Below are 26,999 nucleotides of genomic sequence, written 5' to 3' on the forward strand. Positions count from 1 at the left end.
TATAAGCCTTCGATTTAGTGAGATTGTGTGCGTTCCTCCACAAACTGGCACCGCCTTTGCGGGAAAAAAACATAGATCGCACATATGATTAAAGCTATCGACCAAGTGGTCGGATCACCTGCATATAAAAAGGAAAAACCATGACCCTACGTACCCTGCTGGCGGTTTCATGCCTGTTAATGCCGTTAATGGCTGCCGCGCATAACTTTACAAATGGACAACGTGTTTCGCCGGTTGGCGTGGCGGATCGCGGCGAACTCATTCTTGATAACGATAAGTTTAGCTATAAAAACTGGAACAGCGCGCAGCTGCCTGGAAAAGTGAGAGTGGTGCAACATATTGCTGGCCGCACATCGGCAAAAGAGAAAAACGCCACACTCGTTGAGGCGATTAAAGCGGCGAATCTGCCGCACGACCGTTACCAGACCACTACGATTGTGAATACAGATGACGCGATTCCAGGTTCGTCGATGTTCGTGCGCAGCAGCATTGAGAGCAATAAAAAGCTCTATCCGTGGTCGCAATTTGTTGTCGATAGCGATGGTCTGGTGCGCAAAGCCTGGCAGCTGGATGAAGGCAGCTCTGCCATTGTGGTTCTGGATAAAGAGGGGCGGGTTCAGTGGGCCAAAGATGGCGCGTTAACGCAGGCAGAAGTGCAGCAGGTGGTTGCCCTGCTGCATAAGCTACTCAATTAAAAAATAGAGACCCGGAAGCCGGGGTTCAGGAACGATTCGCGCGGGGTGTAATCCAGCGTTTTCCCCTGCCAGTCGTTGACGTGAGCGCCGGCTGCGGCAGCCACCGCATGCCCTGCGGCGGTATCCCAGATATTGGTTGGCCCGAAGCGCGGGTAAAGCTGTGCTTCGCCTTCCGCCACCAGGCAGAACTTCAGCGACGAGCCGATAGACGCGGTATCGTGCTCGCCCAGCTGCTGCAGATACTCTTTCAGCTCATCATCGTTGGCATAGTGGGAGCGGCTCACCACCACCTTCGGCGGGTTCGCGTCGCGCACCTGAATCTGCTTGCGTACGCCGCACTCTTCTTTCCACGCCTTGCCGCTTTCCGCGCTGTACATCACCTTCAGCACCGGCGCGAACACCACGCCCAGCACCGCTTTGCCGTTTTCAATCAGCGCGATATTAACCGTGAACTCGCCGTTGCGCTTGATAAACTCTTTGGTGCCGTCGAGCGGGTCCACCAGCCAGTAGCGCTGCCAGTGCTGGCGTACGTCCCAGCCCGGCGGGTCCTCTTCTGAGAGAATGGGCACGTCCGGCGTCAGCGCCTTCAGCCCTTTGATGATCACATGGTGCGCGGCGATATCGGCGGCCGTAACCGGCGAATCATCCTGCTTGCTGGTGACGTCCAGCGGCAGCTTTCCGTCGTACACCTGCATAATGGCATCGCCTGCGTCACGCGCAAGCTGACAGACTTGTTCTAACATTCTCCACCTCGTTGAGATTACAGTGGCGTTAACTTATTGTTTTATTTATATCGCATCGCCGTTAATTCTGCTATTCCCATCATCGTCCCGGATATCTGTGAACCGCTGCCGATTTCCTGTCACGCTTTTCTGGCATGATTCACATCCTCGTAAGTAACAGAATACAAATACATTTAAATCTGTGTGTCAGATCTAAAAAAAGGATGCCTCTGATGATCAAGTTTAGCGCAACGCTTCTGGCGACGTTGATTGCTGCCAGCGTAAATGCCGCCACGGTGGATCTCCGCATTATGGAAACCACTGATTTGCACAGCAATATGATGGATTTTGATTACTACAAAGATACCGCCACCGAGAAGTTCGGCCTGGTGCGCACCGCGAGCCTGATTAACGCCGCCCGCGATGAAGTAAAAAACAGCGTACTGGTCGATAACGGCGACGTTATCCAGGGCAGCCCGATGGGCGATTACATGGCGGCCAAAGGGCTGAAACAGGGCGATGTACACCCGGTTTATAAGGCCATGAACCTGCTCGATTACAGCGTCGGTAACCTCGGTAACCACGAATTCAACTACGGTCTGGATTATCTGCATAAAGCGCTGGCAGGCGCCAAATTTCCGTACGTTAACGCCAATATCATCGACGTTAAGACCAAAAAGCCGCTGTTTACGCCGTATCTGATTAAAGAAACTGAGGTCGTCGATAAAGACGGTCATAAGCAGACGCTGAAAATTGGCTATATCGGTTTTGTACCGCCGCAGATCATGACCTGGGATAAGGCCAATCTGAGCGGCAAAGTGACGGTGAACGACATCACCGAAACCGCACGTCAATATGTACCAGAGATGCGCGCCAAGGGCGCAGACGTGGTGGTGGTGATTGCCCACTCCGGCCTCTCCGCTGACCCGTATCAGGCGATGGCGGAGAACTCCGTCTATTACTTAAGCCAGGTGCCGGGCGTCGATGCGATTATGTTTGGTCACGCGCACGCGGTCTTCCCGAGCAAAGACTTCGCCAGCATCAAAGGGGCGGATATCGCCAAAGGCACACTTAACGGTATTCCAGCGGTAATGCCGGGAATGTGGGGCGACCATCTGGGTGTGGTGGACCTGGTGCTGAACAATGACAGCGGCAAATGGCAGGTGACCTCTGCACAGGCGCAGGCGCGTCCGATTTACGATGCAGCAGCGAAGAAATCACTGGCGGCAGAAGACCACAAGCTGGTTGATGCGCTGAAGGCCGATCACGATGCCACCCGCGAGTTTGTCAGCAAGCCTATCGGCAAGTCTTCCGACAATATGTACAGCTACCTGTCACTGGTGCAGGATGACCCGACCGTGCAGGTGGTGAACATGGCGCAGAAAGCCTACGTTGAGCACTTTATTCAGGGCGACCCGGACCTGGCAAAACTGCCGGTGCTTTCTGCCGCCGCGCCGTTTAAAGTCGGCGGACGTAAGAACGACCCGGCAAGCTACGTTGAAGTGGAAAAAGGCCAGCTCACCTTCCGTAATGCCGCCGACCTCTATCTCTACCCGAATACCCTGGTAGTGGTGAAAGCCAGCGGCAAAGAGGTGAAAGAGTGGCTGGAGTGCTCTGCCGGGCAGTTCAACCAGATTGACCCACACAGCAGCAAGCCGCAGTCGCTGATTAACTGGGACGGTTTCCGCACCTATAACTTCGATGTTATCGACGGTGTCGATTATCAGGTAGATGTCACCCAACCGGCGCGCTACGACGGCGAATGTCAGAGCATTAACCCGACATCTGAGCGTATCAAGAACCTGACCTTTAACGGCAAGCCGATTGACCCGAACGCCACCTTCCTCGTCGCCACCAATAACTACCGCGCTTACGGCGGCAAGTTCGCGGGCACTGGCGACAGCCATATCGCTTTCGCTTCACCAGATGAAAACCGTTCGGTGCTGGCGGCGTGGATTAGCGAACAGTCGAAGAAAAACGGGGAAATTCACCCAGCGGCGGATAACAACTGGCGCCTGGCCCCGATACACAGCGACACCAAACTGGATATCCGCTTTGAAACCTCGCCATCAGAAAAAGCAGCGGCGTTTATCAAAGAGAAAGCACAGTATCCGATGAAGCAGGTGGCGACGGATGATATTGGGTTTGCAATTTATCAGCTGGATTTGAGTAAGTAAAAGACCTGCCGGGTGGCGGCTACGCCTTACCCGGCCTACACGCGAGTTAGCATGGTAGGCCGGATAAGCGCAGCGCCATCCGGCAAACGTCGTCCGGCCGAGGCGTTTACGCCGACGCCGGGATCTGCTGTGCCATCACCACCGGCAAATTCACCTCAATCCAATCTGCCAGCGCCGCCACCTTCTCACTCACCTCTTCACCCAGCGGCGTCAGGCTATACTCAACGTGCGGTGGCACCACCGGGTAGGAGATGCGGTTGATAAAACCATCCTGCTCCAGCGCCTGCAGCGACTGGGCGAGCATTTTTTCGCTGACCCCGCCCATCTTGCGGCGCAGGTCGCTAAAGCGATGTGTGCCTTCGCGCAGCGCCACCAGAATCAGCACACCCCAACGGCTTGTCACGTGTTTGAGCACGTCCCGCGAAGGGCAGCTTTCGGCAAACAGATTGCCATTGCGCAGCTTTTGCGTCAGCGTCGGATTCATTTCTTTCATACTTACCTTTTTGTACGTACTTACTAAAAGTTAGTTATGATGATAGCTTACCACAACACCATACGAACACGAAGGAGAAGACCCATGATCGCCATTACCGGAGCCACCGGCCAGCTTGGCCAGCACGTGATTGCTAACCTGCTCAACACTACCGCCGCCAGCCAGCTGGTTGCCGTTGTCCGCAACCCGGCAAAAGCTGAAGCGCTGAGCCAGAAAGGGATCGTCGTTCGTCAGGCCGATTACGGCGACGAAGCAGCGCTGACCAAAGCCTTGCAGGGCGTGGATAAGCTGCTGATTATCTCCTCCAGCGAAGTCGGCCAGCGCGCGCCGCAGCACCGTAACATCATCAATGCCGCCAAAGCCGCGGGCGTGAAATTTATCGCCTACACCAGCCTGCTGCACGCCGATACATCGCCGCTGGGCCTGCACGTTGAACACGTCGAAACTGAGAAGATGCTGGCTGATTCCGGCATTCCTTACGCGCTGCTGCGTAACGGCTGGTACACCGAAAACTATCTGGCGAGCGCACCGCCTGCGCTGGAGCACGGCGTGTTTATCGGTGCTGCCGGTGAAGGCAAAATTGCCTCAGCCACCCGTGAAGATTACGCTGCTGCTGCCGCGCGCGTCATCGCTGAAGAAGGGCACGCAGGGAAGGTTTACGAGCTGGCAGGGGACCACGGCTGGACGCTCGGCGAACTGGCCGCCGAACTGGCAAAACAGAGCGGTAAAAAAGTGGTGTATCAGAACCTGAGCCAGGCCGATTTCGCTGCCGCGCTCAAAAGCGTGGGCCTGCCTGCCGGTCTGGCTGACATGCTGGCGGACTCTGACGTTGGCGCCTCCAAAGGCGGTCTGTTCGACGACAGCCATACCCTGAGCAAACTGATTGGTCGCCCAACCACGCCGCTTGCTGAGAGCGTCAAAGGCATCCTGTAATCGTTAAAAATCGGTTAAATGTGGTAGCGCCCCCGCGGGCCATCTCTGATAATAAAAGAATGGTCCAGGGGGAAACATCACGTGCAAGGCGTACCAGAACAGTTCAGCGATGAGAAAGACAGCGCCCGCTTTCGCCATCTGGCGCAGGTGCCGGGCGTTGAGCTTTATCATGCCCATATCTCCCGCTACGCCTTTGAACCCCACACCCACGAAGCCTTTGGTATTGGCGTGATTGAAGCCGGTGCCGAGCGCTTTCGCTATCGCGGTACCCAGTACGTTGCGCCAATTCACTCGGTTGTCACCATGAACCCGGACGAACTGCACACCGGCGAGGCAGAAACCGCCGACGGCTGGCGCTACCGGATGATTTACCTCCAGCCCGACCTGCTTGAAGAGGTCACCGGCGTTCGCCACTGGTGGTTTGATGACGTCACCCGCCACGACCCGCAGCGCTCACTGTTGATTGGTCGCCAGATCCACGCCCTCTGGCATACCGACGACCCGCTCGCGCAAAAAGGGCTGCTGCTGGATATGATCGACACCTTCCAGCCGCTGGCCTGTCATGCGCCTGTACTGGCTGAAGGGGCGCACCGCTTTGCCCACGTGCGCGACTATCTCTACGACAACTACATGCACCCCATCACCCTCGACGAACTGGCGAACGTCGCGGCTCTGAGCCCGTGGCACTTCCAGCGTCAGTTCAAAGCCCATTTCCACGTCACGCCGCACCAGATGCTGATGGCCGTACGCTTATGGCGCGCCAAAGAGTTTCTGACCCACGGCATGCCCGCCGCTGAAGTCGCCGCCGCAACCGGGCTAACCGACCAGTCGCACCTCACCCGCGCCTTTACCCAACGCTACGGCATCACGCCAGTGCGCTACCAAAAACAGGTTGCCCGTCGCTAATCAGCAATCTCATACAATACGGCATCTCTTTACCCTCCTACACTTTTCAGCATGTTCAACAGAAGTGGAAATCATGATGATTAGCGGTGTGCTGTATGCCCTGTTAGCGGGTTTGATGTGGGGGCTGATTTTTGTCGGGCCGTTAATCGTGCCGGATTACCCGGCGGTTTTGCAATCGATGGGGCGCTATCTGGCGCTGGGGCTGATTGCCCTGCCGCTGGCGTGGCTTGGCCGGGCGCGTCTGGGCCAGCTGACGCGTCAGGACTGGTGGACAGCGCTGGGGCTGACGATGGTTGGCAACCTTATCTATTACGTCTGCCTTGCCAGCGCCATTCAGCGCACCGGAGCGCCGGTTTCCACGATGATCATCGCCACGCTGCCGGTGGTGATCCCGATTTTTGCCAACCTGCTCTATAGCCAACGCGACGGTAAGCTGTCGTGGATGCGGCTGATGCCCGCGCTGGTACTGATTGGCATCGGGCTGCTGTGCGTGAATATCGCCGAACTGCGTCAGGGGCTGCCGGACTTTAGCGGCTGGCGCTACGGCACCGGGATTGCGCTGGCGAGCGTTTCAGTAGTGTGCTGGGCGTGGTATGCCCTGCGTAACGCCCGCTGGCTTCGAGAAAACCCGCACCAGCCACCGCTGATGTGGGCGACCGCACAGGCGCTGGTCACGCTGCCGGTTTCCGTTGTCGGCTACGTCGCGGCCTGCTGGTGGCTGAACGCCCAGACGCCGGAGTTTGCGCTACCTTTCGGCCCACGGCCAACGGTGTTTATTGGGTTGATGATCGCCATCGCCGTGCTCTGTTCATGGGTCGGTGCACTGTGCTGGAACGTGGCGAGCCAGCGGCTTCCGACGGTGATCCTTGGGCCATTGATCGTCTTTGAAACGCTGGCGGGGTTGCTGTACACCTTCCTCTTACGCCAGGAGATGCCGCCGATGTTGACGCTGAGCGGAATTACGCTGCTGGTGATTGGCGTGGTGATTGCGGTGCGGTCAAAACCACAGAAACCGACGGTGGTGCCGGTTTCGGGGGATGCCTGATGGCGCTGCGCTTATCAGGCCTACAAGGACTGCACGATCTCATGTAGGCCGGATAAGGCGTTGACGCCTGAGGCTTAGAACGTTTCCCAGTTCGCTTCGTTGAGCGGCGCGGCTTTCGCCGTTGGCACGAAGGCTTTCTTCACTGGCGCTTTCTGCATCGACTGCTGGCGGGAGATTTTAAATACCGCCACCGTCTCATTCAGGCGTGCTGCCTGCTCTTCCAGCGCTGATGCTGCACTGGCGGACTCCTCCACCAGCGAGGCGTTCTGCTGGGTAACGCGGTCCATTTCGGCAACCGCCTGGCCCACCTGGTCAATACCGCGGCTCTGCTCATCGGAGGCGGAAGCGATTTCGCCCATGATGTCGCTGACGCGGGTAACGGCATTGACGATCTCCGCCATCGTTTCACCCGCTTCGTGCACCAGCGCGGAGCCGGCGTTGACGCGGTTACCCGAATCATCAATCAGCCCTTTAATCTCTTTCGCCGCCTGCGCGCTGCGCTGCGCCAGCGTACGCACTTCACCAGCAACCACGGCAAAGCCGCGCCCTTGCTCACCGGCTCGCGCCGCTTCTACCGCCGCGTTCAGCGCCAGAATATTGGTCTGGAAGGCAATGCCATCAATGACGTTGGTGATCTGGGCAATTTTGCTGGAGCTGGCGGCAATCTCGTCCATAGTACGCACCACGCCGTCGACGACATTACCGCCCTTCTGCGCGGTTGCAGAGGCGTTCTGCGCCAGTTGGGTGGCCTGACGCGCGTTGTCGGCGTTCTGCTTCACCGTCGCGGTCAGCTGTTCCATGCTGGCAGCGGTCTGTTCCAGCGAGGCCGCCTGCTGTTCGGTGCGGGAAGAAAGGTCATTACTGCCAGCAGAAATTTCGCCTGCGCCGGTGTAGATGGTGTCCGCCCCTTCGCGAACCACACCAACCGTCTTCGCCAGCGACTGCTGCATATCGTTGACATTACGCGCCAGCAGCGCCATTTCGTTACTGCCTTCGGTATTGATATCGTTGGTCAGGTCGCCTTCGGCAATGTGACGAATGTGGTCCATCACGTTATGCAATGGCTTGAGCAGCACGCGCTGCATCGCCACCCAGCTCACCACAATAACCGCCAGCGCCACTGCCAGCATGGCCCCAAGGCTCCACAAAATCCGCACGTAGTCGCTCTCGTTTTGTTTCACCCCGGCGCTGGTCAGCGTTGCCTGCGCCGCACGCCAGTCTTGATAAACCGCCTGCATCGCCTGCTGTTTTTGCTCAGCGTTTTGCTTGAACATCTCTTCCAGCTTACCTTCCGCCAGCAATTCATTCATGCGGGCGAGCGTTGCGGAGTAGATACCGTATTGTTTCTCGAGGCTGTCTGACAGATGGCCGTCCATGCCCGGCGTTTCCGGTAAAGCGTAATAGGTGTCGTAATGACGTTTCGCATCGGCCAGCAGATTGTTGGCCGTCTCCACCAGCGTTTTCAGTTCGCCGCCGTTAACGCTGCTCGCCATTGTGCCCTGCAGACGCAGCATGCCGCGGTTGAGGGTCACACGCGCCTGGTTAAGACTGATCCACGCATCGGTAAACTCCGCCACGTTCTGGCTGGAGAGCTGCGAGACGGTAAAATTCTGCTTGTCGTTATTCAGCGCGCGCACGAATACGCCCGCCGAAATCAGCTGCATCGCGCCCAGCGCGACCAGCACGACAATCAGTACGGTAATCACTTTTATTCTTTTAAACATCATTTGCCTTTAAGTGCAGGTGGTCTGAAGTCTCACTATCGGCAGCGCCACGCGCTTGTTTAATCGATTCAGGTCTTACCAGCATCATTCTTAATAAGATTCAGCACGTTAAAGCGTAATAATTTTTTGTGACAACCATCACTTAATTCCCCTGCCTACAAAGGGGTATATATTCGATTTAAAGATGCATTTAAAATGCATCTTATATTATTGATGACGAGGTAACTGCAATGGCCTTTCGCGACCAACCATTAGGAGAGCTGGCGCTCTCCATCCCACGCGCATCCGCGCTGTTCCGTAAATACGATATGGATTACTGCTGTGGCGGTAAGCAGACGCTGGGCCGCGCGGCGGACCGCAAAGAGCTCGACGTTGCCGTGATTGAAGCCGAGCTGGCGAAGCTGGCCGAGCAGCCGGTGGAAAAAGACTGGCGCGTTGCGCCGCTGGCCGAAATCATCGACCACATCATCGTCCGTTACCATGACCGTCACCGCGAACAGCTGCCGGAGCTGATTCTGCAGGCCACCAAAGTCGAACGCGTCCACGCCGACAAACCGAACGTGCCGAAAGGTCTGGCGAAATACCTGACCATGCTGCACCAGGAGCTTTCCAGCCACATGATGAAAGAGGAACAGATCCTGTTCCCGATGATCAAACAAGGTATGGGCAGCCAGGCGATGGGGCCGATCAGCGTAATGGAAAGCGAGCATGACGAGGCGGGTGAACTGCTGGAAGTGATCAAGCACACCACCCAGAACGTCACCATTCCGCCGGAAGCCTGCACCACCTGGAAGGCGATGTATAACGGCATCAACGAAATGATCGACGACCTGATGGAACACATCAGCCTCGAGAATAACGTGCTGTTCCCACGCGCGCTCAAAGGCGAATAAGATGGCTAAGCGCCTCCCCAGCGGGAGGCGTTTTTTTTACAGCAGGCCTTTCTGACGGAAGGTTTCCCGCGTCGCGACGTTGAGATCCATATCGGCCAACGCTTCGGGTTTCACCCAGGCGACCTCCTGAAACTCCTCGTTAAACGTAATATCCCGGTTGGAGCTCACGCAGTCGAAGATGAGATATATCATGTAGATCTGCTCGGTCGTTCCGTCGGCGTAGGTTTTTACCCGCACATCATCGCGGAAGGCCCACGGCTTCACTTCGGTAATCTCCAGCGCGTCTCCCAGCTCTTCACCAATTTCACGTCTCAGCGCCTCTTCCATGGTTTCGCCAGGCTCCATTCCGCCGCCGGAAATCGCCCATTGCCCGGGGAAAACGCCGCGGTCATCAGCCATTTTACACAGCAGGTATTCGCCCTCGTTTTGAATCACCGGGCAGACAATCGTTCTCTGACGCATTTCATCTCCATACGCGTTTCGTTGTGGCGGGGAAAGTAGCACGTTAAGAAAAGGGGGACTACGAGATGGGGCTCAAAAACGAAGAAAGCGCCACGATGGGCGCTTTGTGTCGTTTCCCCTCACCCTAACCCTCTCCCCAAAGGGGAGAGGGGACCGTTCGGTGCGGTTTTCGTCCTCGCTCACCGGGGATGGGACCGCTCGATACGGTTTTCTCCCTCGCCCCTCTGGGGCGAGGGCCGGGGTGAGGGGGCAAATTCTCTTACTTAGCCAGCTTGTTCTTACGCAGGAACATCCAACCCAGCCCCAGCACGATGAACCAGATTGGCGTCACCATCAGCGCTTCGCGGGTATCCGCTTCCAGGGTCAGCAACACCAGGACGAAGGCGAAGAACGCCATGCAGACCCAGCACATCACCTTGCCCAGCGGCATTTTGTAGATGGATTTCTCATGCAGGTGTGGGCGCTGCTTACGGTATACCAGGTAAGAGCACAGGATAATCGTCCAGACGAACATAAACAGAATCGCCGACACGGTGGTTATCATGGTGAAGGCCGCGATTACACTAGGGTTCACCATCAGCATCACCACGCCGCCCAGCAGGCAGATACAGGAGAAGGTCAGCCCTTTTGCCGGTACCGCGCGCTTAGAAAGCTTCGCGAACAGGCCTGGTGCTACGCCGTCCTGCGCCAGGCCGAACAGCATACGGCTGGTTGAGAACACGCCGCTGTTGGCGGAGGACGTCGCAGAAGTCAGCACCACGAAGTTGATGATGCTCGCCGCCGCTGGCAGGCCGACCAGCATGAACAGTTCAACAAACGGGCTCTTGTTCGGTACCACCGAGCTCCACGGGGTCACGGACATAATAACAATCAGCGCGAACACGTAGAACATGATGATACGAATGGGAATCGAGTTAATCGCGCGCGGCAGGGATTTCTCCGGATCTTTGGTTTCCGCCGCGGTGGTGCCAACCAACTCAATCCCCACGAAGGCGAAGACCGCTATCTGGAAGCCCGCAAAGAAGCCGCTGATGCCTTTCGGGAACCAGCCGCCGTCGTTCCACAGGTGGGCAAACGACGCTTCTACGCCGGTCGGCGATTTGAAGTGCATCAGCACCATCACCAGGCCGACGATAATCAGCGCCACGATGGCGACGATTTTAATCATCGCAAACCAGAACTCCATCTCACCGAACATCTTCACGGTGGCGAGGTTCAGGCTCAGCAGCAGGACGACTACCGCCAGCGAGGCCACCCAGTCAGAGAGCCCGGGGAACCAGAACTGCGCGTAGGCAGTAATCGCAACGACGTCCGCCATCCCGGTCACCACCCAGCAGAACCAGTAGGTCCAGCCGGTAAAATACCCGGCCCATGGGCCAAGCAGGTCAGCGGCAAAGTCGCTGAACGATTTGTACTCGAGGTTGGAGAGCAGCAGCTCGCCCATTGCGCGCATCACGAAGAAAAGCATAAAGCCGATGATCATATAAACGAAGATGATCGATGGCCCAGCGAGACTGATAGTTTTGCCCGATCCCATAAACAGCCCGGTACCAATGGCGCCGCCGATGGCAATAAGCTGAATATGTCGGTTTGTGAGGTTTCGCCGTAGCGATTGTTCAGCCGGCTCCTGCTCAGCGGCAGCAGCGACTTTGATCTGATCAACCATGTAATTTTCTTCCTGTTGTTTCTGTCTGTGTTGTGCGGGCTCTACTGGCCCTTTATGTCGTCATGCAAGACGATCCTATCAATAGGATGTCTCGATATTAGGTAAGAATCGGAGGGATGAATACTATGATTTAAATATAATGTTAATTATATGTTTAAAGTGAGTGTTATATCACCTCACCTATGGGAAACAGCTCACAAAAATACACGCAATTGCTGTATTTGCAAAATTAAATCCCAACATATATCTAACTTCAGGAGTTTGTATCCCCTCCCCGGACGGAGAGAGGATAAGTGCGAGGATTACAGGATTTCCAGTAACTCGACTTCGAAGACCAGCGTGCTGAACGGAGGGATGGAAGCACCCGCGCCGCGCTCGCCGTAGGCCAGGTTGTGAGGGATAGTCAGTTCCCACTTAGAGCCAACCGGCATCAGGGTCAGTGCTTCAATCCAGCCCGCGATAACGCCGTTAACCGGGAATTCAGCCGGTTCGCCACGCGCGACGGAGCTGTCAAATACGGTGCCGTCAATCAGCTTACCGGTGTAGTGTACGCGAACGTGATCGGTACGCGCTGGGATTGCGCCTTCGCCCTGGGTCAGAACGCGGAACTGCAGACCGGATTCGGTGCTGTTGACGCCTTCTTTCTCACGGTTTTCTTCCAGATATTTCACGCCGTCTTCGGCCATCGCCGCAAAACGCTCACGACGCACGGCATCAGCACGTTCGTGGATTTCACGCAGCGCACGATGAACAACGTCTACCGGCACGGCAGGCTGTTTGCCTTCCAGCGCATCGGCGATACCGGCAACCAGTGCTTCCGGCAGTAAACCCTGCAAACCGGACTCGCTCAGCTGCTGCCCTACCTGCAGGCCGATACCGTAGCTTGCCTGTGCCTCAATAGTGTCAAAAGTCGGGGTGGCCATCGTCTTTCCTTTCTTCGGGTATAAAGTAGCGGGCAGCATAGCAGCCACGCCGCACAGGGTAAAACTTTGTGTCAGGAAAGATGACAAATTACCGGGAAAAAGAAACAATACAGGATATGATGAAAGTACGCTTTGCCACGTTCATCAGGCAGTTAGCCATCTATACTGGATAGCATCGACACGGAGCAGGAGGAGAGCCATGCCCGGGAGAGTTGAAATAAAACCTTTGCTGGCGAAAATCTGGCATGCGCCGGACAATCTCCGCATTATGGACCCGCTGCCGCATGCCCATCGTCGCGGCGTGATCGTTGCTGCATTGGCTATTATCATCGGCTTCCTGCTGCCTTCTGCTGACGACAGCCCGCCGCCGCAGGTCGCCCGCAACGCGCAGCTGGATTTTCAGTCACAATCGCAAACGCCGCAGCCGGATGCCCAGCCGCTACATGCTCAGTTGGTGACACCGTCTAACGATCTCGATCAGGTTGCCCCTGTGGCACCGGAGCCGGTGCAGGAAGAGCAGCCGAGCGAACAGCAGGCCGCACCTTCGCGTACTCAGCCTTATCAGGAGAGCCGCGGCAACAATGAATGGCGCAGCTACCAGGTCGAGGCAGGCAAAACGCTGGCGCAGCTTTTCCGCGATAACAATCTGCCGCCAACCGATGTGTATGCCATGGCTCAGGTTGAGGGTGCTGGTAAGCCGCTGAGTAACCTGAAGAATGGTCAGAAAGTGCAGATTCGTAAGAACGCAAACGGTGTTGTTACCGGGTTAACCATCGAATCTGACAACGGTCAGGTGCTGTTTACCCGCCAGCAGGACGGCAGCTTTATTCGCGCACGTTAACGCTTCTTTCATATCGATGCCGGGTCTCCCCGGCGTCGCTTCGCTCGACCGGGCTACTTACCCACCAAATCCCCAAGCAGGCCGGCGATGGTAGGCCTGATAAGCGTAGCGCCATCAGGCATTACCGCTTCACCTTGTTCACCCACCAAATCCCCGAACAGACCAGCACCAGCGCCAGCGCGTATTTCCACTCGAGAATATTTTCACCGAGGAAAATCGCCGACAGCACCGAACCCGATACCGGGATCAGGAAGTTGAACGGTGCAATCATGCCCACGCGGTTGTACTTGAGCAGAATGCTCCACAGCGCGAAGGCCACCGACGAGAGCAGCGTCAGATAGCCAAGAATCGCCACCGATGAGAAACCGTGGAAAGTCAGTGTACCGTCGCTCAAGTAGCCGCCGACCACCAGCGCCAGACCGCCCAGCGCCAGCTGATAGCCTGTCATCACCGTCGGGTCGACCGTTTGGGAGATACGTTTCCCGTACAGCGACGCCGCCGACAGGATAAACGCCGCCAGCACCACCGAGCCATCGCCCAGGCTAAAGTTGAAGTCCAGCAGCCCGCTGTTGAAGTTCACCGCCATCACCCCGGCAAAACCGAGAATACAGCCCAGCGTCTTGTTATAGCTCAGCCGGTCGTTCTGGTAGATAAAGTGCGCCAGCAGCACGCTAAAGAAGGTGCCGGTAGCGTTCATGATGGAGCCTTTCACCCCGGTGGTGAAGGCGAGACCGATGTAGAAGAAGATGTACTGCAGAGAAGTCTGCGTTAGCCCCAGCAGGGTCAGCTGACCAAACTGGCGCGCGCTCAGCCGTGCCACCGGCTTGCGCTGCGCCATCGCCAGCAGAAGCAGTATCAGCCCGGCAAACAGGAAGCGGTAGCCTGCAAAGACGATTTTAGTCGGGATATCATCGGCGGCGATCTGAAACAGCTCATACCCGCTCTTAATCGCCGGGTAGGCGCTTCCCCACAGCAGACAGCAGAATGCGGCACAGAGATAAACGATGTTTTTACGGGAAAACAGAGGATGCTGGCGCAGAGTTTCCATTCTTTCACCGAAAATTAAAATATTGTTTTAATTTTTTGATTATCGCGAAAAGGACGAAAGATAGCCAGTCGAAAAGTGGTGGGCCTAAAAAGCAAAACGCCGGCACAAGGCCGGCGGTTTGTTGTTATCAAAACGTGGGTTGCAGATTACTCAGCAACAACGTTGATGATAACTTTAGCGAACACTTCGCTGTGAACCTGGAAGTCCACTTCGTGCTCACCAGTGGTACGCAGAACGCCGTTCGGCAGACGAACTTCGCTCTTAGCAACTTTAACGCCAGCTGCAGTTACAGCGTCAGCGATGTCGCGAGTACCGATGGAACCGAACAGTTTACCTTCGTCGCCTGCTTTAGACGCGATGGTTACGGATTCCAGTGCATTGATCTGCGCAGCACGAGCTTCAGCAGCAGACAGAACGTCAGCCAGTTTGGCTTCCAGTTCAGCGCGGCGTGCTTCGAAGAATTCAACGTTTTTCTTGGTAGCAGGAACAGCTTTACCCTGTGGTACCAGGAAGTTACGAGCGTAGCCCGCTTTAACGTTAACCTGATCACCCAGGCTACCCAGGTTTGCTACTTTATCAAGCAGAATAACTTGCATTACCTTATCCTCTTAAAGTCGTTAATAGACAGCGGCCGATTACTGATGACGATCGGTATACGGCAGCAGGGACAGGTAGCGAGCGCGCTTGATGCAGCGAGCCAGCTGACGCTGGTATTTTGCACGAGTACCGGTGATACGGCTCGGGACAATTTTACCGCTTTCGGTAATGTAGTTTTTCAACGTTGCGATGTCTTTGTAATCGATCTCAACAACGCCTTCCGCGGTGAAACGGCAGAACTTGCGACGACGGAAATAACGTGCCATATGGCTAGTCTCCAGAATCTATCAATTCAATCTGCTCGGCATGCAGAACCATTTTGCTCAGGCCATTCTTTGCTTTGTGGCAACAGATAAAACCCTGAACGGTGACTGCACTACCGACCGTTATACTGTGAGTAATGGCTTGGTTTTCGTGACCGCTAATAATAACGGGCATTTGGCACCACGCCTGCCGGTGAAAACCGGCTTCCTCCTGCACAGAACGATGCTCAAGCACGAACTGGCAATGAGGAATTCCTGATGGGCTGACCTTGCGAAGCGGTGTTCTGCACACTGTGCCGGATAACACCAGACGATTGGTCATCAGAAATTACTCTTCAGAATCCCCAGCTTCAGCATCATCTGAGGTTTCGTTTGCGAAATCATCGCGACGTTCACGACGCTCGTCTTTCGCTTTAACCATCGGAGACGCTTCGGTAACAGCGTGCTTAGTACGCATAACCATGCTGCGGATAACGGCATCGTTGAAGCGGAAGTTAGTTTCCAGCTCATCGATCACTTCCTGCGGCGCTTCAACGTTCAGCAGAACGTAGTGAGCTTTGTGCAGTTTGTTGATCGGGTAAGCCAGCTGACGGCGGCCCCAGTCTTCCAGACGGTGGATCGTGCCTTCTGCTGCAGTGATTGCACCAGTGTAGCGCTCGATCATACCCGGAACCTGTTCGCTCTGGTCAGGATGGACCATAAAAACGATTTCGTAATGACGCATCGAATTGCTCCTTACGGATTATTCAGCCTCCTGTCTGGGTCAGCCGAGGCCCATGGAGGCAAGGAACGTGTTAAAGGTCGGCTGAAAAATGACGCGTAATAATACTTGCCAGCCCCGGGAAACTCAAGCTGATTGCGCAAAAAATTCACACAAAACGCAAAGTCGAACTAAGTCAGTGATTTAAAATTAAACAGCCCCGAATGCGGCAATTTTTTGAACAACAGCATCAGAAAAGGTCGCCATACAGTTGCCAAAGACCGATTACAATTAAGTCAGTAGTCAACCACAGCAAGAGGAGAGCCCCGCGTTAGCGCCAGGACTGTCAGTAAGGAGTCGAGTATGAAATCTATCGTCATTGCCGCAATGGCTGTGTTACTGGCAAGCGCCAGCGCACAGGCTGCCATTAAGATCGATGGCCATCAGGCACGTAACATGGACGATGTTCAGAGCCTGGGGGTTATCTATATCAACCATAATATCGCCACTGAGCAAGAGGCCGACCAGGCGCTCAGTCAGAAGAGCGATGCTCGGGGGGCGAAATACTTCCAGCCTATCCTGATACATGAACCCGGAAGCAACGGTTTGATCCACGCGAGCGCTGCGCTGTATCGCTAATCCCGTGCTTCGTTCTTCGCCCCCGCCCCGAGGGCGAAGAACGCCAGCCATAAAAAGGCTCCGGAATCAGACCAGTAACATCCCGAAGGCGTACAAATCCCGGAGCATATTTTGGGTTAAACGGTCACTGCCCGTAATAGGCGTTCGGCCCATGCTTACGCATAAAATGTTTATTCATCAGGTAGCTGTCAATTGGGTTGAGCGCCGGGTTGATACCACGCGCAATCCACGCCATTTTTGCCACCTCTTCCATCACCACCGCGTTATGCACCGCGTCGTGCGCATCTTTCCCCCAGGCGAACGGGCCATGCTGATACACCACGATCCCCGGCGTATGCAGTGGTTCAACGTCGCCCAGCGTCTCGATGATCACCTTGCCGGTATTCAGCTCATATTCCCCCTGAACTTCAGCCTCCGTTAACGCACGGGTGCAGGGAATATCGCCAAAAAAGTAGTCCGCATGGGTCGTTCCCAGCGCAGGAATCGCCAGCCCCGCCTGCGCCCACGATGTCGCATGGGTGGAGTGGGTATGCACGACGCCGCCGAGCGACGAATAGCGGCGGTACATCGCCAGATGCGTCGCGGTGTCGGAAGAAGGACGGTAGCGACCTTCGACCACGTTGCCGTCCATATCCACCACCACCATGTCATCCACGGTCATAGTCTCATACGCGACGCCGCTAGGTTTAATCACCACCCGGCCGCGTTCACGGTCGATAGCGCTGACGTTGCCCCAGGTAAAGGTCACCAGACCATAGCGCGGCAAATCCATGTTGGCATCGAACACCTGCTGTTTTAGCTGTTGCATTATGCCGCCTCCACCAGTCCGGCGCGGGCCATTCTGGCCTTCACCCAATCGCGCGCTTTTGCTACTTCCCGCATCGGGTCGTCCGAGGTTTCACTCCACATCTCAATCAGATACGGGCCGCAGTAGCCGCTTTCGCGTAACGTTTCAAAGCAGCGTTCAAAATCGACAACACCTTCGCCGAAGGGGACGTTTTTAAAGACGCCAGGCTTCGTATCCTTCACGTGTACGGCGACGATATGCCCTATCCCGGCCTGTAACTCCATCTGTACGTCGTTATCCCAGGCCGACAGGTTGCCGATGTCCGGATAAAGCTGGAACCACGGGTTATTCAGGTAGTGCGCGTAGCCAAGCGCCTTACTGATGGAGTTCATCAGCGGGTAATCCATGATCTCCATCGCTAGCGTGACCTGCGCGCGGCTGGCCATTTCCACGCTCTCCTTCAGGCCGTCGCGAAAGCGCCGACGCGTTTCGTCGTTTGCCTGCTGGTAATAGACGTCGTATCCCGCCAGCTGAATCACCCGGATGCCGATATCCTGTGCGAAGCGGATAGCTTTACACATAATCTCCAGCCCCTGGTTGCGAACGTCATCGTCTTCGCAACCCAGCGGGAAACGGCGATGCGCGCTCAAACACATCGACGGCACGCGAACACCGGTTTCCGCTATCGCACTCACCAGCGCTAAACGCTGCTCGCTACTCCAGTCGAGGCGCGACAGACGCTCGTCGGTTTCATCCACCGACATTTCAACAAAATCAAAACCCAGCTCTTTCGCCAGACGCAGGCGTTCCAGCCAGCACTCCCCGGCAGGGAGCGCTTTTTCATAGATGCCGAGCGGTGTCTGTTTCGACAACATACCCGCTCCTTAGCCCCAAAGCTGAGCAATAGAACGCTTGAATTGACGCGCTGCTTCCACCGGGGATGCCGCATCACGAATGCTACGACCAGCAATAAAGACGTGAATTGGAATGCCCGCAAACAGCGGCAGATCTTCCAGCGCCAGACCTCCGGTAACGGTCACTTTGAAGCCCATATCTGACAGGCGCTTGATCGCTGTAATATCCGCGTCGCCCCAGGCCACACCGGCCGCCTGCGCATCGCGGCTGCGGTGATACACCACCTGCTGAATACCCGCATCGCGCCACTCTTTGGCCTGTTCCCAGGTCCAGTAGCCGGTCAGTTCAATCTGTACGTCGCCGTTAAACTCTTTTGCTACGTCCAGCGCGCCTTTAGCGGTGTTGATATCCGCGCAGCAGATCACTGTCACCCAGTCGGCGTTGGCTTCAAAGCACATACGGGAGAGGATTTTGCCCGCATCGGCAATCTTGGCATCCGCCAGCACGATTTTGTGCGGATAGAGCGCCTTCAGGTCGCGAACGGCGCGCACGCCTTCACCGACGCACAGAATGGTTCCCACTTCAATGATATCCACTTCTTCCGCAATCAGACGGGTCGTTTCGTAGGCTGAAGACATCGTTTGGTTATCCAGCGCAACCTGCAACATTGGTAATGACATTTCAATTCCCTCTTAAACAGCCGCCGCAGTGGCGTGATCGATTAAATCCAGAACTTCCTGCTCGGTGCGGCAGGCCCGTAAGCGGTCAAAATTGGCTTCATCATCAAACAGGTTAACGATCTGCATGATGCCCACCTCCTGATGGGTATTGGCATCTACTGCTGCCATGGTGATGAGGATATCGACCGGATCGTTATCTTCATGGTTAAACACCAGCGGCGTTTTCAGCGTGACCAGCGCAAAACCGGTTTTCTTCACCCCCTCTTCCGGGCGACCGTGCGGCATCGCCAGGCCTGGTGCAATCACAAAATAGGGGCCGTGTTCAGCAACACCATCGAGAATGGCCTGGTAGTAACGCGGCTCAACGACATCAGCTTTAACCAGCAGATCGACGCTCAGCTTGACGGCTTCCTGCCAGGTGTTGGCTTCAGCCTGGAGCAAAATGGAATGGTTCTGCACCAGCGAATCACGTAATTTCATGGGGCGTCCTTACTTCACATCCTGCGGGAAATGTTCTTTGATCACTTCCAGCAGTTTTGGCCCAAAATCGGCAGGCGACAGCATGTTGCGCACACCAACCACATATTTATTTCCGCTCACGGTGATTTCACCGGCAATATGGGTGGACGCGATGATGATGTCTGCCCCATTCAGTTCGCTTTTGTATTCGCCTACCGCGCAGCTATTTACGGTATGGTCGATATTTGATTGGGTTAAAAACTGGTCCACTTTCATCTTCATGATCATGGAGCTGCCCTGCCCGTTACCACATACAGCCAGAATACGTACAGTCATAGTCAAAATTCCTTATGAAGCAGAAACTTCTGCCATTTGTTTTTCCGCATCTTCTTCGGCGCGCAGCGCGCGGCCAGCGAAGAACATATAAGCCAGAGCAATCACGATAATGACGGCCATAAAAATCAGCCCGATGGAGGCAAAGCCCTGCATCATCGGTGGTGCCAGAATTGACCAGTCGGCCATCCCCATCCAGGCGCTCATGCCGGTCAGTTTCACCGCCCATACGCAGCCGAAGATTTCAATCATCCCCATCACCAGACAAATCTTGAGCGCCGCACGCCAGCCGCCGAAGTGGTTAGCGAAGACGCCGATAGTGGCGTTAGAGAAGAACATCGGGATAAAGCCAGGAATAATCAGGATGGAAGAGCCGCAGCCGACCAGAATGCCCACGGCAATCAACTGGCCGATGGTGCCCCACATAAAGCCCCACACAACGGCGTTTGGCGCAAAGCTATAAATCGCGGCGCAGTCAATCGCCAGCACGGCGCCAGGGATCAGGCGCTGAGAGATGCCGTTGAAGGCTTCGGACAGCTCGGCGACGAACATGCGCACACCCTGAGTGATGATGAAAATCGCCACCGCAAACGAGAAGCCGGTTTGCAGAATGTAGATAGTCCAGTGGGTCTTACCGGCCATGGCCTGCACCACGTCCAGACCGAACGAAAGCAGAATGGCGCCGAAGAAGACCGTCATGACGATGGCGGTAGAAACAATGTTGTCGTGGAAAATATTGAGCCAGCCAGGCAGCTTCAGCTCTTCCACGCTCTCCTCTTTCTTACCGAGGAACGGCGCAACTTTGTAGGCAATCCACGAGGCAAACTGCTGCTGGTGACCGATGGAGAAGCCGCAGTTATCCGTCACTTCCTGCGTCGGCTTGTACATCATGTTGGAGGTAATGCCCCAGTAGAGCGACACCAGCACCGCGGTGCAGATAATGGTGGTCCACATCGAGTATCCGCAGATATAGAAGAACACCGCAATCAGCCCGGCCTGCTGGAACATGATGTGCCCGGTGAGCATGATGGTGCGAATCCCCGTGATGCGCCTCAGCAGCACGTAGCAGATGTTCAGCGCCAGCGCTAACAGCACCGCATACCCCACCCAGCTATAGGCATCGCCCATGCGTTCGATGGTCGCCATCATTGAGGCGTAGGTATCGGAGATGGCACCGTTGATGCCGTACACCTCAGACATCTTCGCCACAACCGGTTTGAAGGTGCTGGTCAGGATGCCAGACCCCGCCTGCAGAAGCATAAAGCCGATAATCGTCTTGATGGTGCCTTTGATAATCACGCTGACGCTTTTGCGCAGCAGGATATAGCCGACACAGGTCACGATACCCAGCAACAGCGGGGCGTTGGTCATCACCTGATTAAAAAAGACGGTAAAGATGTTGTAGAGGATCTCCATAACGCTCTCCGATAAATGAAGTGGCTGAACCAGCAACCCTGCTCAGCGGTGGTGTGACACACTCTAATAATCAAAAATAATCACAACAAGATTCAATTTGATTAAATGTGACGTGCGCCGCAATAATAAACATATCAACACTATGGAATTAATAACCATTTAATCACCATTAAAATAATCGAATAAAATCAACTAGATATAAAATAAACATAGCTTAACAATTATTGAATTATGGTTACCTCTTATTGCGACACTCCTCTCTGGCGCCAAAAATCATGATTGCAATAATGAAAAAACGGTGACAGTATCAATCACAACAAATCACAAAATGATTACTTATGACGATTTAAGAGGAAAACACGATGAGTAAAGTTGAGACCATCTCGCGAGAATCCTGGATCCTGAGCACCTTCCCTGAGTGGGGCAGCTGGCTGAATGAAGAGATTGAGCAGGAGCAGGTTGCACCGGGCACCTTTGCGATGTGGTGGCTGGGTTGTACCGGTATCTGGTTGAAATCCGAGGGCGGCACCAACGTCTGCGTCGATTTCTGGTGCGGCACGGGGAAACAGAGTCACGGCAACCCGCTGATGAAACAGGGCCATCAGATGCAGCGCATGGCGGGGGTGAAAAAATTACAGCCGAATCTGCGTACCACGCCGTTTGTGCTGGATCCATTCGCTATCCGCGAGATCGACGCCGTGCTGGCGACCCACGATCATAACGACCATATCGACGTCAACGTGGCGGCCGCCGTCATGCAGAACTGCGCGGACGATGTGCCGTTTATCGGGCCGCAAACCTGCGTCGATCTGTGGGTTGGCTGGGGCGTGCCAAAAGAGCGCTGCATCGTGGTGAAGCCAGGCGACGTGGTGAAGGTAAAAGATATTGAAATTCATGCGCTTGATGCCTTTGACCGTACCGCACTAATTACGTTGCCTGCCGATCAAAAAGCCGCTGGCGTACTGCCGGACGGTATGGACGCGCGCGCCGTAAATTACCTGTTCAAAACGCCGGGCGGCACCCTGTATCACAGCGGTGACTCCCACTACTCTAACTACTACGCCAGGCACGGCAACGAGCATCATATCGACGTTGCGCTGGGCTCTTACGGCGAGAACCCGCGCGGGATCACCGACAAAATGACCAGCGCCGATATGCTGCGTATGGCCGAAGCGCTGAACACCAAAGTGGTGATCCCTTTCCACCATGATATCTGGTCAAACTTCCAGGCCGATCCGCAGGAAATTCGTGTGCTGTGGGAGATGAAAAAAGACCGCCTGAAATACGGATTCAAGCCGTTTATCTGGCAAGTTGGCGGCAAGTTCACCTGGCCGCTGGATAAAGATAACTTCGAATATCACTATCCGCGCGGCTTCGACGATTGCTTCACCATTGAGCCGGATCTGCCGTTTAAATCATTCTTGTAAAATTAGGGGGCGAGCGAACCTTTGTAGGCCGGATAAGGCGTTACGCCGCCATCCCGCATCCTGCTCCGTGTTGCCTGATGGCGCTGCGCTTATCAGGCCTACCCCCTCCGTACCCGGGCGAGATACGTCAACATCGACCCCGGGAAATAGCCCATATACTTTTAGTATTTTGGCTATTTTTCAAATATCATCTTTAATCATCATTTTTTTTCGGATTAGCTCATGACGGAAGCGCAAAGACATCAGATTCTACTGGAACTGCTGGCGCAAGCGGGTTTTATAACAGTAGAGCAGGTGATTTCCCGTCTGGGGATCTCACCCGCTACGGCCCGTAGGGACATCAACAAGCTTGATGAAAGCGGCAAGCTGAAAAAAGTGCGCAACGGTGCCGAAGCCGTTAACCAACAGCGTCCTCGCTGGTCGCCAATGAACATTCATCAGGCACAAAATCACGATGAGAAAGTGCGCATTGCGAAAGCGGCGTCGCAGCTGGTGATGCCTGGTGAAAGCGTGGTGATCAACTGTGGATCGACCGCTTTCCTGGTTGGCCAGGAGATCTGCGGTAAACCGGTGCAGATCATCACCAACTACCTGCCGCTGGCGAATTACCTTATCGATCAAGAACACGACAGCGTGATCATTATGGGCGGGCAGTACAACCGCAGCCACGCCATCACGCTCAGCCCACAGGGCAGCGAAAACAGCTTGTACGCCGGGCACTGGATGTTTACCAGCGGCAAAGGGCTGACGGCGGAAGGGTTGTACAAAACCGACATGCTCACCGCCATGGCAGAACAGAAAATGCTGAACGTGGTGGGCAAGCTTGTCGTACTGGTCGATAGCAGCAAGGTCGGCGAACGGGCGGGGATGCTGTTTAGCCGTGCCGATGAGATCGATCTGCTGATCACCGGCAAGCAGGCTGATCCGGAGATCCTCAAAAAGCTTGAGGATCAGGGAGTGAAGGTTATCCGCGTTTAAAGATGCTGGTTGAAAAAGGCCACCGTACTGTCCAGCGCTTCAGGCGTAATACGGTGGCGAACACCCGCCTGCCAAATGCAGGTAAGACGCTCGTCCAGTCCGGACTCACGCAGCGCCTGCTGTAGACGGAATGTCTCCCCCGCTGGCACCACGTCATCTTCTTCTCCATGCCATAACAGCAAAGGACGGTCTGCCAGACGCGCCAGCTGATGCCCGATGTCCCACTTCGTCAGCGGAGCCAGCAGGCGCGCCTTCTCGATGCTGTTTGCCGCAGACGGTGGGAATAAGGTCTGGGAAAGCGATGTGAAATAGCCCGACCCCATCAGGCTCGCCACGCATTTCAGCTCCGGATGCTGCGCCATCAGCCCCAGCGCGGTCATGCCGCCCATTGAAGCACCAGCCACCGCCAATCGCCCGTCGCCCACCAGCCCGCTTGCCAGAAGTGCATCGCGCAGCGCCGGGAACTCGGTAAAGTTCTGCACCAGAATCTGCCAGAAATGCTGTAGCCGCTCGGCGCCATCGCCGTTGAAGCGTTCCCCATGCTCGGCTGCGTTGGGCATCACCACTCGAAATCCCGCCTGCGCCAGCGCCACGGCAAAATAGCTATAAACAACGTTCGACGAGGTGAAACCGTGATAAAACACTATGCTGGGAAGCGCCTTTTCACTACATCCCTTTGGGTAAGCGTGCAAAATTTGCTGTCCTGCCAGGGTGCGCATTTCCAGTTCAATCATGAGTTATCTCCTTAGCTATGCTGAGATGGCATACAAAAATTGATGCAGTATGATGACGACAATACGCCTGATTTATAACATTGAGAACCCGGTTACGAAATCGTGATATTTTCATTCGAAAATAGCGCTATGGTTAACAAATCAGGAACATTCGCCTAAAGCGAAATGCTTTCCCCACTACACTATGACTATCAGGAAACGGGAAATGGCTAAACGACGGTTTATCCCACTGTTGCTGGCGCTCTTGTTGAGCGGTTGTACCATTCTGGAAGGCACGCCTGAAGCGCCTCCGCCGGTCACCGACCATCCACAAGAAATACGCCGCAACCAGACGGAAGGTTTGCAGCGCATGGGTACGGTTAGCGCGCTGGTGTTTGGCTCTCCGATGGACGTTGAAGCGTCTATCAAAGAGAAAGTCACCGCGCAAAAGGCAGATTACTACGTGATCGTCATGATGGATGACACCGTAGTGCCGGGCCAGTGGTATGCGCAGGCCATCCTCTACCGTAAGTAGTTTTACGAGCTTTACGTAGGTTTGCACCGTTTCACGTTTCCCTGATGCACAATGGCGCCTCTGTCTGGATACAGGATATGCGTCTGCTATGGACTGCCCCCACTGGGTTATGTGAAATGGAGCTGACGATGAAACAAACACTTACCTTATCTACCCTGCTTTTGTCAGGCGGCAGTCATGCCGCGGCGGCGCAATCTGCAGAGTTCGCCAGCGCAGATTGCGTAACGGGGCTAAATGAAATTGGGCTGATTTCGGTGAATAACGTCACCGGAAGCCTGGAAGATGTCGAACAGGTCATCGCTCGTAAGGCAGATGAACAGGGCGCTTCCTGGTATCGCATTGTGCAGATGTATGAAGAGCCCCAGCAGGACAACTGGCGCGCGCAGGCGATTATCTATGCCTAATACTCGTCACTAGTGGAAGAAGCGTTACGCTCGTCGCGCCTCTTCCACCCGCTCTATTGCCTATCTTCCTCCGCCCGTCGCCCGACACAGCAGGTCATTAATCACCGCTTCGCTCAGCAACGCACCGCCTCGCGGATCCAACATCATTCGACACCAGGCCTGAGCCATCGGCGGCGACGCATGACGCAGCATCTGCGCGCCAACTCCCAGCAGGTACAGCTGGTGCGTCATTTCACGTCCCTGAGATTCGGAAGGCTTACGCAGCCGCTGCTGCAGCTGTCGCCAGTGCCGGTCGAAATGACGATCCTGGCCTTTAACCTCGTTACATTCAGCCACCAGCAGCGCCACGGCGTCAGGCTGCTTCACCAGCACCCGTAGCACGTCGAGGCACATAATATTGCCGGAACCTTCCCAGATGCTGTTCACCGGCATCTCCCGGTACAGACGCGGCAGTTCGCTCTCTTCGCAGTAGCCAATCCCGCCCAGCACCTCCATCGCCTCCGCCACGAACGGAACACCCGCCTTGCAAATGGCAAACTTGGCGGCAGGGGTGAAAAGACGCGCCCACAGCGCTTCCTGCGGCTGATGATTCTGCCCCCAGGCGCTGGCAAGACGGAACATAAACGCGGTCTGCCCTTCCAGCTGGAGCGCCATCTTCCCCAACACCTGGCGCATCAGCGGCAGGTCGACCAGGTTATGGCCGAAGGCCTGACGCTGGAAGGCATGATACAACGCCACCGACAGCGCGCGGCGCATCAGGCTGTGGCTGCCCAGCGCACAGTCAAAGCGCGTCAGCCCGCCCATTTTGAGGATTTGCCGGATACCATCCCCCTCTTCGCCCAGCGGCCAGCCAAGCGCCTGCTGGAACTCGACTTCGCTGCTGGCGTTGGCGCGGTTGCCGAGCTTGTCTTTCAGCCGCTCAAGGCGAATGGCATTGCGGGTGCCATCGGGCAGCAGTCGCGGGACAAAGAAACAGGTTAACCCGCCGCTGGCCTGTGCCAGCACCAAATGCGCATCGCTTTGCGGCACCGAATAGAACCATTTATGCCCGATAAGCTGGTAGCTGCCATCCTCCAGCCTTTCCGCTCGCGTGCTGTTGCTCAGCACGTCCGAACCACCCTGTTTTTCAGTCATCCCCATGCCGATCAAAAGCCCGCGCTTCTGCGCGCCGGGCAACTGATGCGGGTCATAGCGATCGCTAAGCAGCGCCGAGTGCCAGTCGGCAAAAAGCGACGGCAGCGTTTTTAGCAGCAGCGGCGTGGCGGCAAAGGTCATGGTGATGGGGCACAGCGTGCCGGCTTCCACCTGCGCATGTAGCATAAAGCGCGCGGCGCGGGCAACGAATGCGCCGCTGCGTGCCTCTTCTTCCCAGGGCAGGTTGTGGACACGGTTGGCGCAAAGCCCCTGCATCAGTAAATGCCAGGCGGGGTGAAAGCGAACGTCATCCAGCCGCTGCCCTTGCGGGTCATAGCGCAATAATTCAGGGGGATGGGCGTTGGCGAGTCTGCCAAGCTCCAGCGATTCGGCGGTGCCGAGCTGTTGACCGATGCTCGCCAGCAGTTCGCTGTCCCAGCCGGCGTCATAGCGGTTAACCGCGTCAAGCAGTGCGATATCAGATAAGAACAGGTTACTGTTATTTAAGGGGGTAGGTTGATTAAAAACGGTGTGTGTTTGCCAGTTCATTG

Annotated in this window: 31 protein-coding genes; 12 read left to right on the top strand and 19 right to left on the bottom strand. The window is 55.6% G+C overall.

The window, feature by feature from the left end; all coding sequences use genetic code 11:
• Positions 1-140: 140 nt before the first annotated feature.
• Positions 141-695 carry a YtfJ family protein gene (locus ACLGE8_RS20855; protein ID WP_411000935.1) on the top strand — a complete coding sequence of 185 codons (555 nt, stop codon included), beginning with the start codon at positions 141-143 and terminating at the stop codon, positions 693-695.
• Here ACLGE8_RS20855 and cysQ read toward each other — a convergent pair.
• Positions 692-1,438 carry a 3'(2'),5'-bisphosphate nucleotidase CysQ gene (gene cysQ, locus ACLGE8_RS20860; protein WP_411000937.1) on the bottom strand — a complete coding sequence of 249 codons (747 nt, stop codon included), beginning with the start codon at positions 1,436-1,438 and terminating at the stop codon, positions 692-694. The genes ACLGE8_RS20855 and cysQ overlap by 4 nt on opposite strands.
• A gap of 212 nt (positions 1,439-1,650) precedes the next feature.
• Between cysQ and ACLGE8_RS20865 the strand changes: the two genes are divergently transcribed.
• Entirely contained in the window at positions 1,651-3,594 is a 1,944-nt protein-coding gene (locus ACLGE8_RS20865; protein WP_411000939.1) for a bifunctional 2',3'-cyclic-nucleotide 2'-phosphodiesterase/3'-nucleotidase, read from the top strand.
• Positions 3,595-3,700: 106 nt separating this feature from the next.
• On the opposite strand, the gene ACLGE8_RS20870 is transcribed toward ACLGE8_RS20865, so the two are convergent.
• Complete coding sequence (locus ACLGE8_RS20870; RefSeq protein ID WP_411000941.1) at positions 3,701-4,087, bottom strand: winged helix-turn-helix transcriptional regulator; 387 nt, start codon at positions 4,085-4,087, stop codon at positions 3,701-3,703.
• A gap of 84 nt (positions 4,088-4,171) precedes the next feature.
• Between ACLGE8_RS20870 and ACLGE8_RS20875 the strand changes: the two genes are divergently transcribed.
• The 3 genes from ACLGE8_RS20875 to ACLGE8_RS20885 all read left to right on the top strand — a co-directional run bounded on the left by ACLGE8_RS20875 (position 4,172) and on the right by ACLGE8_RS20885 (position 6,971).
• Positions 4,172-5,020 (top strand): SDR family oxidoreductase, encoded by an 849-nt coding sequence (locus tag ACLGE8_RS20875; protein ID WP_411000943.1) that lies wholly within the window; start codon positions 4,172-4,174, stop codon positions 5,018-5,020.
• 81 nt (positions 5,021-5,101) lie between these two features.
• Positions 5,102-5,926, top strand: a complete 825-nt coding sequence (locus ACLGE8_RS20880) for an AraC family ligand binding domain-containing protein (RefSeq protein WP_411000945.1) — start codon at positions 5,102-5,104, stop codon at positions 5,924-5,926.
• A gap of 76 nt (positions 5,927-6,002) precedes the next feature.
• Positions 6,003-6,971 (top strand): DMT family transporter, encoded by a 969-nt coding sequence (locus tag ACLGE8_RS20885; RefSeq protein ID WP_411001000.1) that lies wholly within the window; start codon positions 6,003-6,005, stop codon positions 6,969-6,971.
• A 74-nt stretch (positions 6,972-7,045) separates the two neighbouring features.
• On the opposite strand, the gene ACLGE8_RS20890 is transcribed toward ACLGE8_RS20885, so the two are convergent.
• Positions 7,046-8,695: a methyl-accepting chemotaxis protein gene (locus ACLGE8_RS20890; protein WP_411000947.1), complete on the bottom strand. Its 1,650-nt coding sequence runs from the start codon at positions 8,693-8,695 to the stop codon at positions 7,046-7,048.
• Positions 8,696-8,925: 230 nt separating this feature from the next.
• Between ACLGE8_RS20890 and ytfE the strand changes: the two genes are divergently transcribed.
• Positions 8,926-9,588, top strand: coding sequence for an iron-sulfur cluster repair protein YtfE (ytfE, locus tag ACLGE8_RS20895; RefSeq protein ID WP_411000949.1), 663 nt, complete (start codon positions 8,926-8,928; stop codon positions 9,586-9,588).
• A gap of 36 nt (positions 9,589-9,624) precedes the next feature.
• Here ytfE and nudI read toward each other — a convergent pair whose 3' ends face one another.
• From nudI to fklB, 3 genes are all read right to left on the bottom strand, one after another.
• Positions 9,625-10,050 carry a nucleoside triphosphatase NudI gene (gene nudI, locus ACLGE8_RS20900; RefSeq protein WP_411000951.1) on the bottom strand — a complete coding sequence of 142 codons (426 nt, stop codon included), beginning with the start codon at positions 10,048-10,050 and terminating at the stop codon, positions 9,625-9,627.
• A 259-nt stretch (positions 10,051-10,309) separates the two neighbouring features.
• A complete protein-coding gene (cycA, locus tag ACLGE8_RS20905) occupies positions 10,310-11,716 on the bottom strand; it encodes a D-serine/D-alanine/glycine transporter (RefSeq protein WP_411000953.1) in 1,407 nt (468 codons plus the stop codon).
• A gap of 302 nt (positions 11,717-12,018) precedes the next feature.
• Positions 12,019-12,639 (bottom strand): FKBP-type peptidyl-prolyl cis-trans isomerase, encoded by a 621-nt coding sequence (gene fklB / locus ACLGE8_RS20910; RefSeq protein ID WP_220439636.1) that lies wholly within the window; start codon positions 12,637-12,639, stop codon positions 12,019-12,021.
• A 199-nt stretch (positions 12,640-12,838) separates the two neighbouring features.
• On the opposite strand from fklB, the gene ACLGE8_RS20915 reads away from it, so the two are divergent.
• The gene (locus ACLGE8_RS20915) at positions 12,839-13,480 is read left to right on the top strand and encodes a LysM-like peptidoglycan-binding domain-containing protein (protein WP_411000955.1); all 642 of its coding nucleotides are present in this window, start codon (positions 12,839-12,841) and stop codon (positions 13,478-13,480) included.
• A gap of 121 nt (positions 13,481-13,601) precedes the next feature.
• Here the strand turns inward: ACLGE8_RS20915 and ACLGE8_RS20920 are convergent, their stop codons facing one another.
• From ACLGE8_RS20920 to rpsF, 5 genes are all read right to left on the bottom strand, one after another.
• A complete protein-coding gene (locus ACLGE8_RS20920) occupies positions 13,602-14,528 on the bottom strand; it encodes a DMT family transporter (protein WP_411000957.1) in 927 nt (308 codons plus the stop codon).
• A gap of 146 nt (positions 14,529-14,674) precedes the next feature.
• Entirely contained in the window at positions 14,675-15,124 is a 450-nt protein-coding gene (rplI, locus tag ACLGE8_RS20925; protein WP_064546889.1) for a 50S ribosomal protein L9, read from the bottom strand.
• A 39-nt stretch (positions 15,125-15,163) separates the two neighbouring features.
• Positions 15,164-15,391 carry a 30S ribosomal protein S18 gene (gene rpsR, locus ACLGE8_RS20930; RefSeq protein ID WP_002210155.1) on the bottom strand — a complete coding sequence of 76 codons (228 nt, stop codon included), beginning with the start codon at positions 15,389-15,391 and terminating at the stop codon, positions 15,164-15,166.
• 4 nt (positions 15,392-15,395) lie between these two features.
• Positions 15,396-15,710, bottom strand: coding sequence for a primosomal replication protein N (gene priB / locus ACLGE8_RS20935; RefSeq protein WP_062776065.1), 315 nt, complete (start codon positions 15,708-15,710; stop codon positions 15,396-15,398).
• Between the two features lie 6 nt (positions 15,711-15,716).
• Positions 15,717-16,112 carry a 30S ribosomal protein S6 gene (gene rpsF / locus ACLGE8_RS20940; protein ID WP_035893279.1) on the bottom strand — a complete coding sequence of 132 codons (396 nt, stop codon included), beginning with the start codon at positions 16,110-16,112 and terminating at the stop codon, positions 15,717-15,719.
• A 339-nt stretch (positions 16,113-16,451) separates the two neighbouring features.
• Between rpsF and ACLGE8_RS20945 the strand changes: the two genes are divergently transcribed.
• Positions 16,452-16,727 (top strand): DUF1471 domain-containing protein, encoded by a 276-nt coding sequence (locus tag ACLGE8_RS20945; protein ID WP_411000960.1) that lies wholly within the window; start codon positions 16,452-16,454, stop codon positions 16,725-16,727.
• Between the two features lie 124 nt (positions 16,728-16,851).
• Here the strand turns inward: ACLGE8_RS20945 and ACLGE8_RS20950 are convergent, their stop codons facing one another.
• Genes ACLGE8_RS20950 through ulaA form a run of 6 tightly spaced genes read right to left on the bottom strand, consistent with a single transcriptional unit; the run spans position 16,852 to position 21,257 of the window.
• The gene (locus tag ACLGE8_RS20950) at positions 16,852-17,535 is read right to left on the bottom strand and encodes an L-ribulose-5-phosphate 4-epimerase (RefSeq protein WP_411000962.1); all 684 of its coding nucleotides are present in this window, start codon (positions 17,533-17,535) and stop codon (positions 16,852-16,854) included.
• The gene (locus ACLGE8_RS20955) at positions 17,535-18,389 is read right to left on the bottom strand and encodes an L-ribulose-5-phosphate 3-epimerase (RefSeq protein ID WP_411000964.1); all 855 of its coding nucleotides are present in this window, start codon (positions 18,387-18,389) and stop codon (positions 17,535-17,537) included. The genes ACLGE8_RS20950 and ACLGE8_RS20955 overlap by 1 nt, the downstream gene beginning before the upstream one ends.
• A gap of 9 nt (positions 18,390-18,398) precedes the next feature.
• Entirely contained in the window at positions 18,399-19,049 is a 651-nt protein-coding gene (gene ulaD / locus ACLGE8_RS20960) for a 3-keto-L-gulonate-6-phosphate decarboxylase UlaD (protein WP_411000966.1), read from the bottom strand.
• A gap of 12 nt (positions 19,050-19,061) precedes the next feature.
• A complete protein-coding gene (ulaC, locus tag ACLGE8_RS20965; protein ID WP_411000968.1) occupies positions 19,062-19,529 on the bottom strand; it encodes a PTS ascorbate transporter subunit IIA in 468 nt (155 codons plus the stop codon).
• A gap of 9 nt (positions 19,530-19,538) precedes the next feature.
• A complete protein-coding gene (ulaB, locus tag ACLGE8_RS20970) occupies positions 19,539-19,844 on the bottom strand; it encodes a PTS ascorbate transporter subunit IIB (RefSeq protein ID WP_259834116.1) in 306 nt (101 codons plus the stop codon).
• Positions 19,845-19,856: 12 nt separating this feature from the next.
• Positions 19,857-21,257 (bottom strand): PTS ascorbate transporter subunit IIC, encoded by a 1,401-nt coding sequence (gene ulaA, locus ACLGE8_RS20975; RefSeq protein WP_411000970.1) that lies wholly within the window; start codon positions 21,255-21,257, stop codon positions 19,857-19,859.
• 362 nt (positions 21,258-21,619) lie between these two features.
• Here ulaA and ulaG point away from each other — a divergent pair, with 362 nt between their 5' ends.
• The gene (ulaG, locus tag ACLGE8_RS20980; protein WP_411000972.1) at positions 21,620-22,684 is read left to right on the top strand and encodes an L-ascorbate 6-phosphate lactonase; all 1,065 of its coding nucleotides are present in this window, start codon (positions 21,620-21,622) and stop codon (positions 22,682-22,684) included.
• Between the two features lie 222 nt (positions 22,685-22,906).
• Complete coding sequence (gene ulaR / locus ACLGE8_RS20985) at positions 22,907-23,662, top strand: HTH-type transcriptional regulator UlaR (RefSeq protein WP_411000974.1); 756 nt, start codon at positions 22,907-22,909, stop codon at positions 23,660-23,662.
• Here ulaR and yjfP read toward each other — a convergent pair.
• Positions 23,659-24,396 (bottom strand): esterase, encoded by a 738-nt coding sequence (gene yjfP / locus ACLGE8_RS20990; RefSeq protein WP_411000976.1) that lies wholly within the window; start codon positions 24,394-24,396, stop codon positions 23,659-23,661. The two genes, ulaR and yjfP, sit on opposite strands and share 4 nt — an antisense overlap.
• A 205-nt stretch (positions 24,397-24,601) precedes the next feature.
• Between yjfP and bsmA the strand changes: the two genes are divergently transcribed.
• Both bsmA and yjfN read left to right on the top strand, forming a co-directional pair.
• Entirely contained in the window at positions 24,602-24,910 is a 309-nt protein-coding gene (gene bsmA, locus ACLGE8_RS20995) for a biofilm peroxide resistance protein BsmA (RefSeq protein WP_220439642.1), read from the top strand.
• Between the two features lie 116 nt (positions 24,911-25,026).
• Positions 25,027-25,314 (top strand): DUF1471 family protease activator YjfN, encoded by a 288-nt coding sequence (gene yjfN, locus ACLGE8_RS21000; RefSeq protein ID WP_305067772.1) that lies wholly within the window; start codon positions 25,027-25,029, stop codon positions 25,312-25,314.
• A gap of 60 nt (positions 25,315-25,374) precedes the next feature.
• Here yjfN and ACLGE8_RS21005 read toward each other — a convergent pair whose 3' ends face one another.
• The gene (locus ACLGE8_RS21005) at positions 25,375-26,997 is read right to left on the bottom strand and encodes an isovaleryl-CoA dehydrogenase (RefSeq protein WP_411000978.1); all 1,623 of its coding nucleotides are present in this window, start codon (positions 26,995-26,997) and stop codon (positions 25,375-25,377) included.
• Positions 26,998-26,999 lie beyond the last annotated feature (2 nt).

It is taken from the genome of Kluyvera sp. 142486, assembly GCF_046569695.1.
Taxonomy (GTDB): Bacteria; Pseudomonadota; Gammaproteobacteria; order Enterobacterales; family Enterobacteriaceae; genus Kluyvera.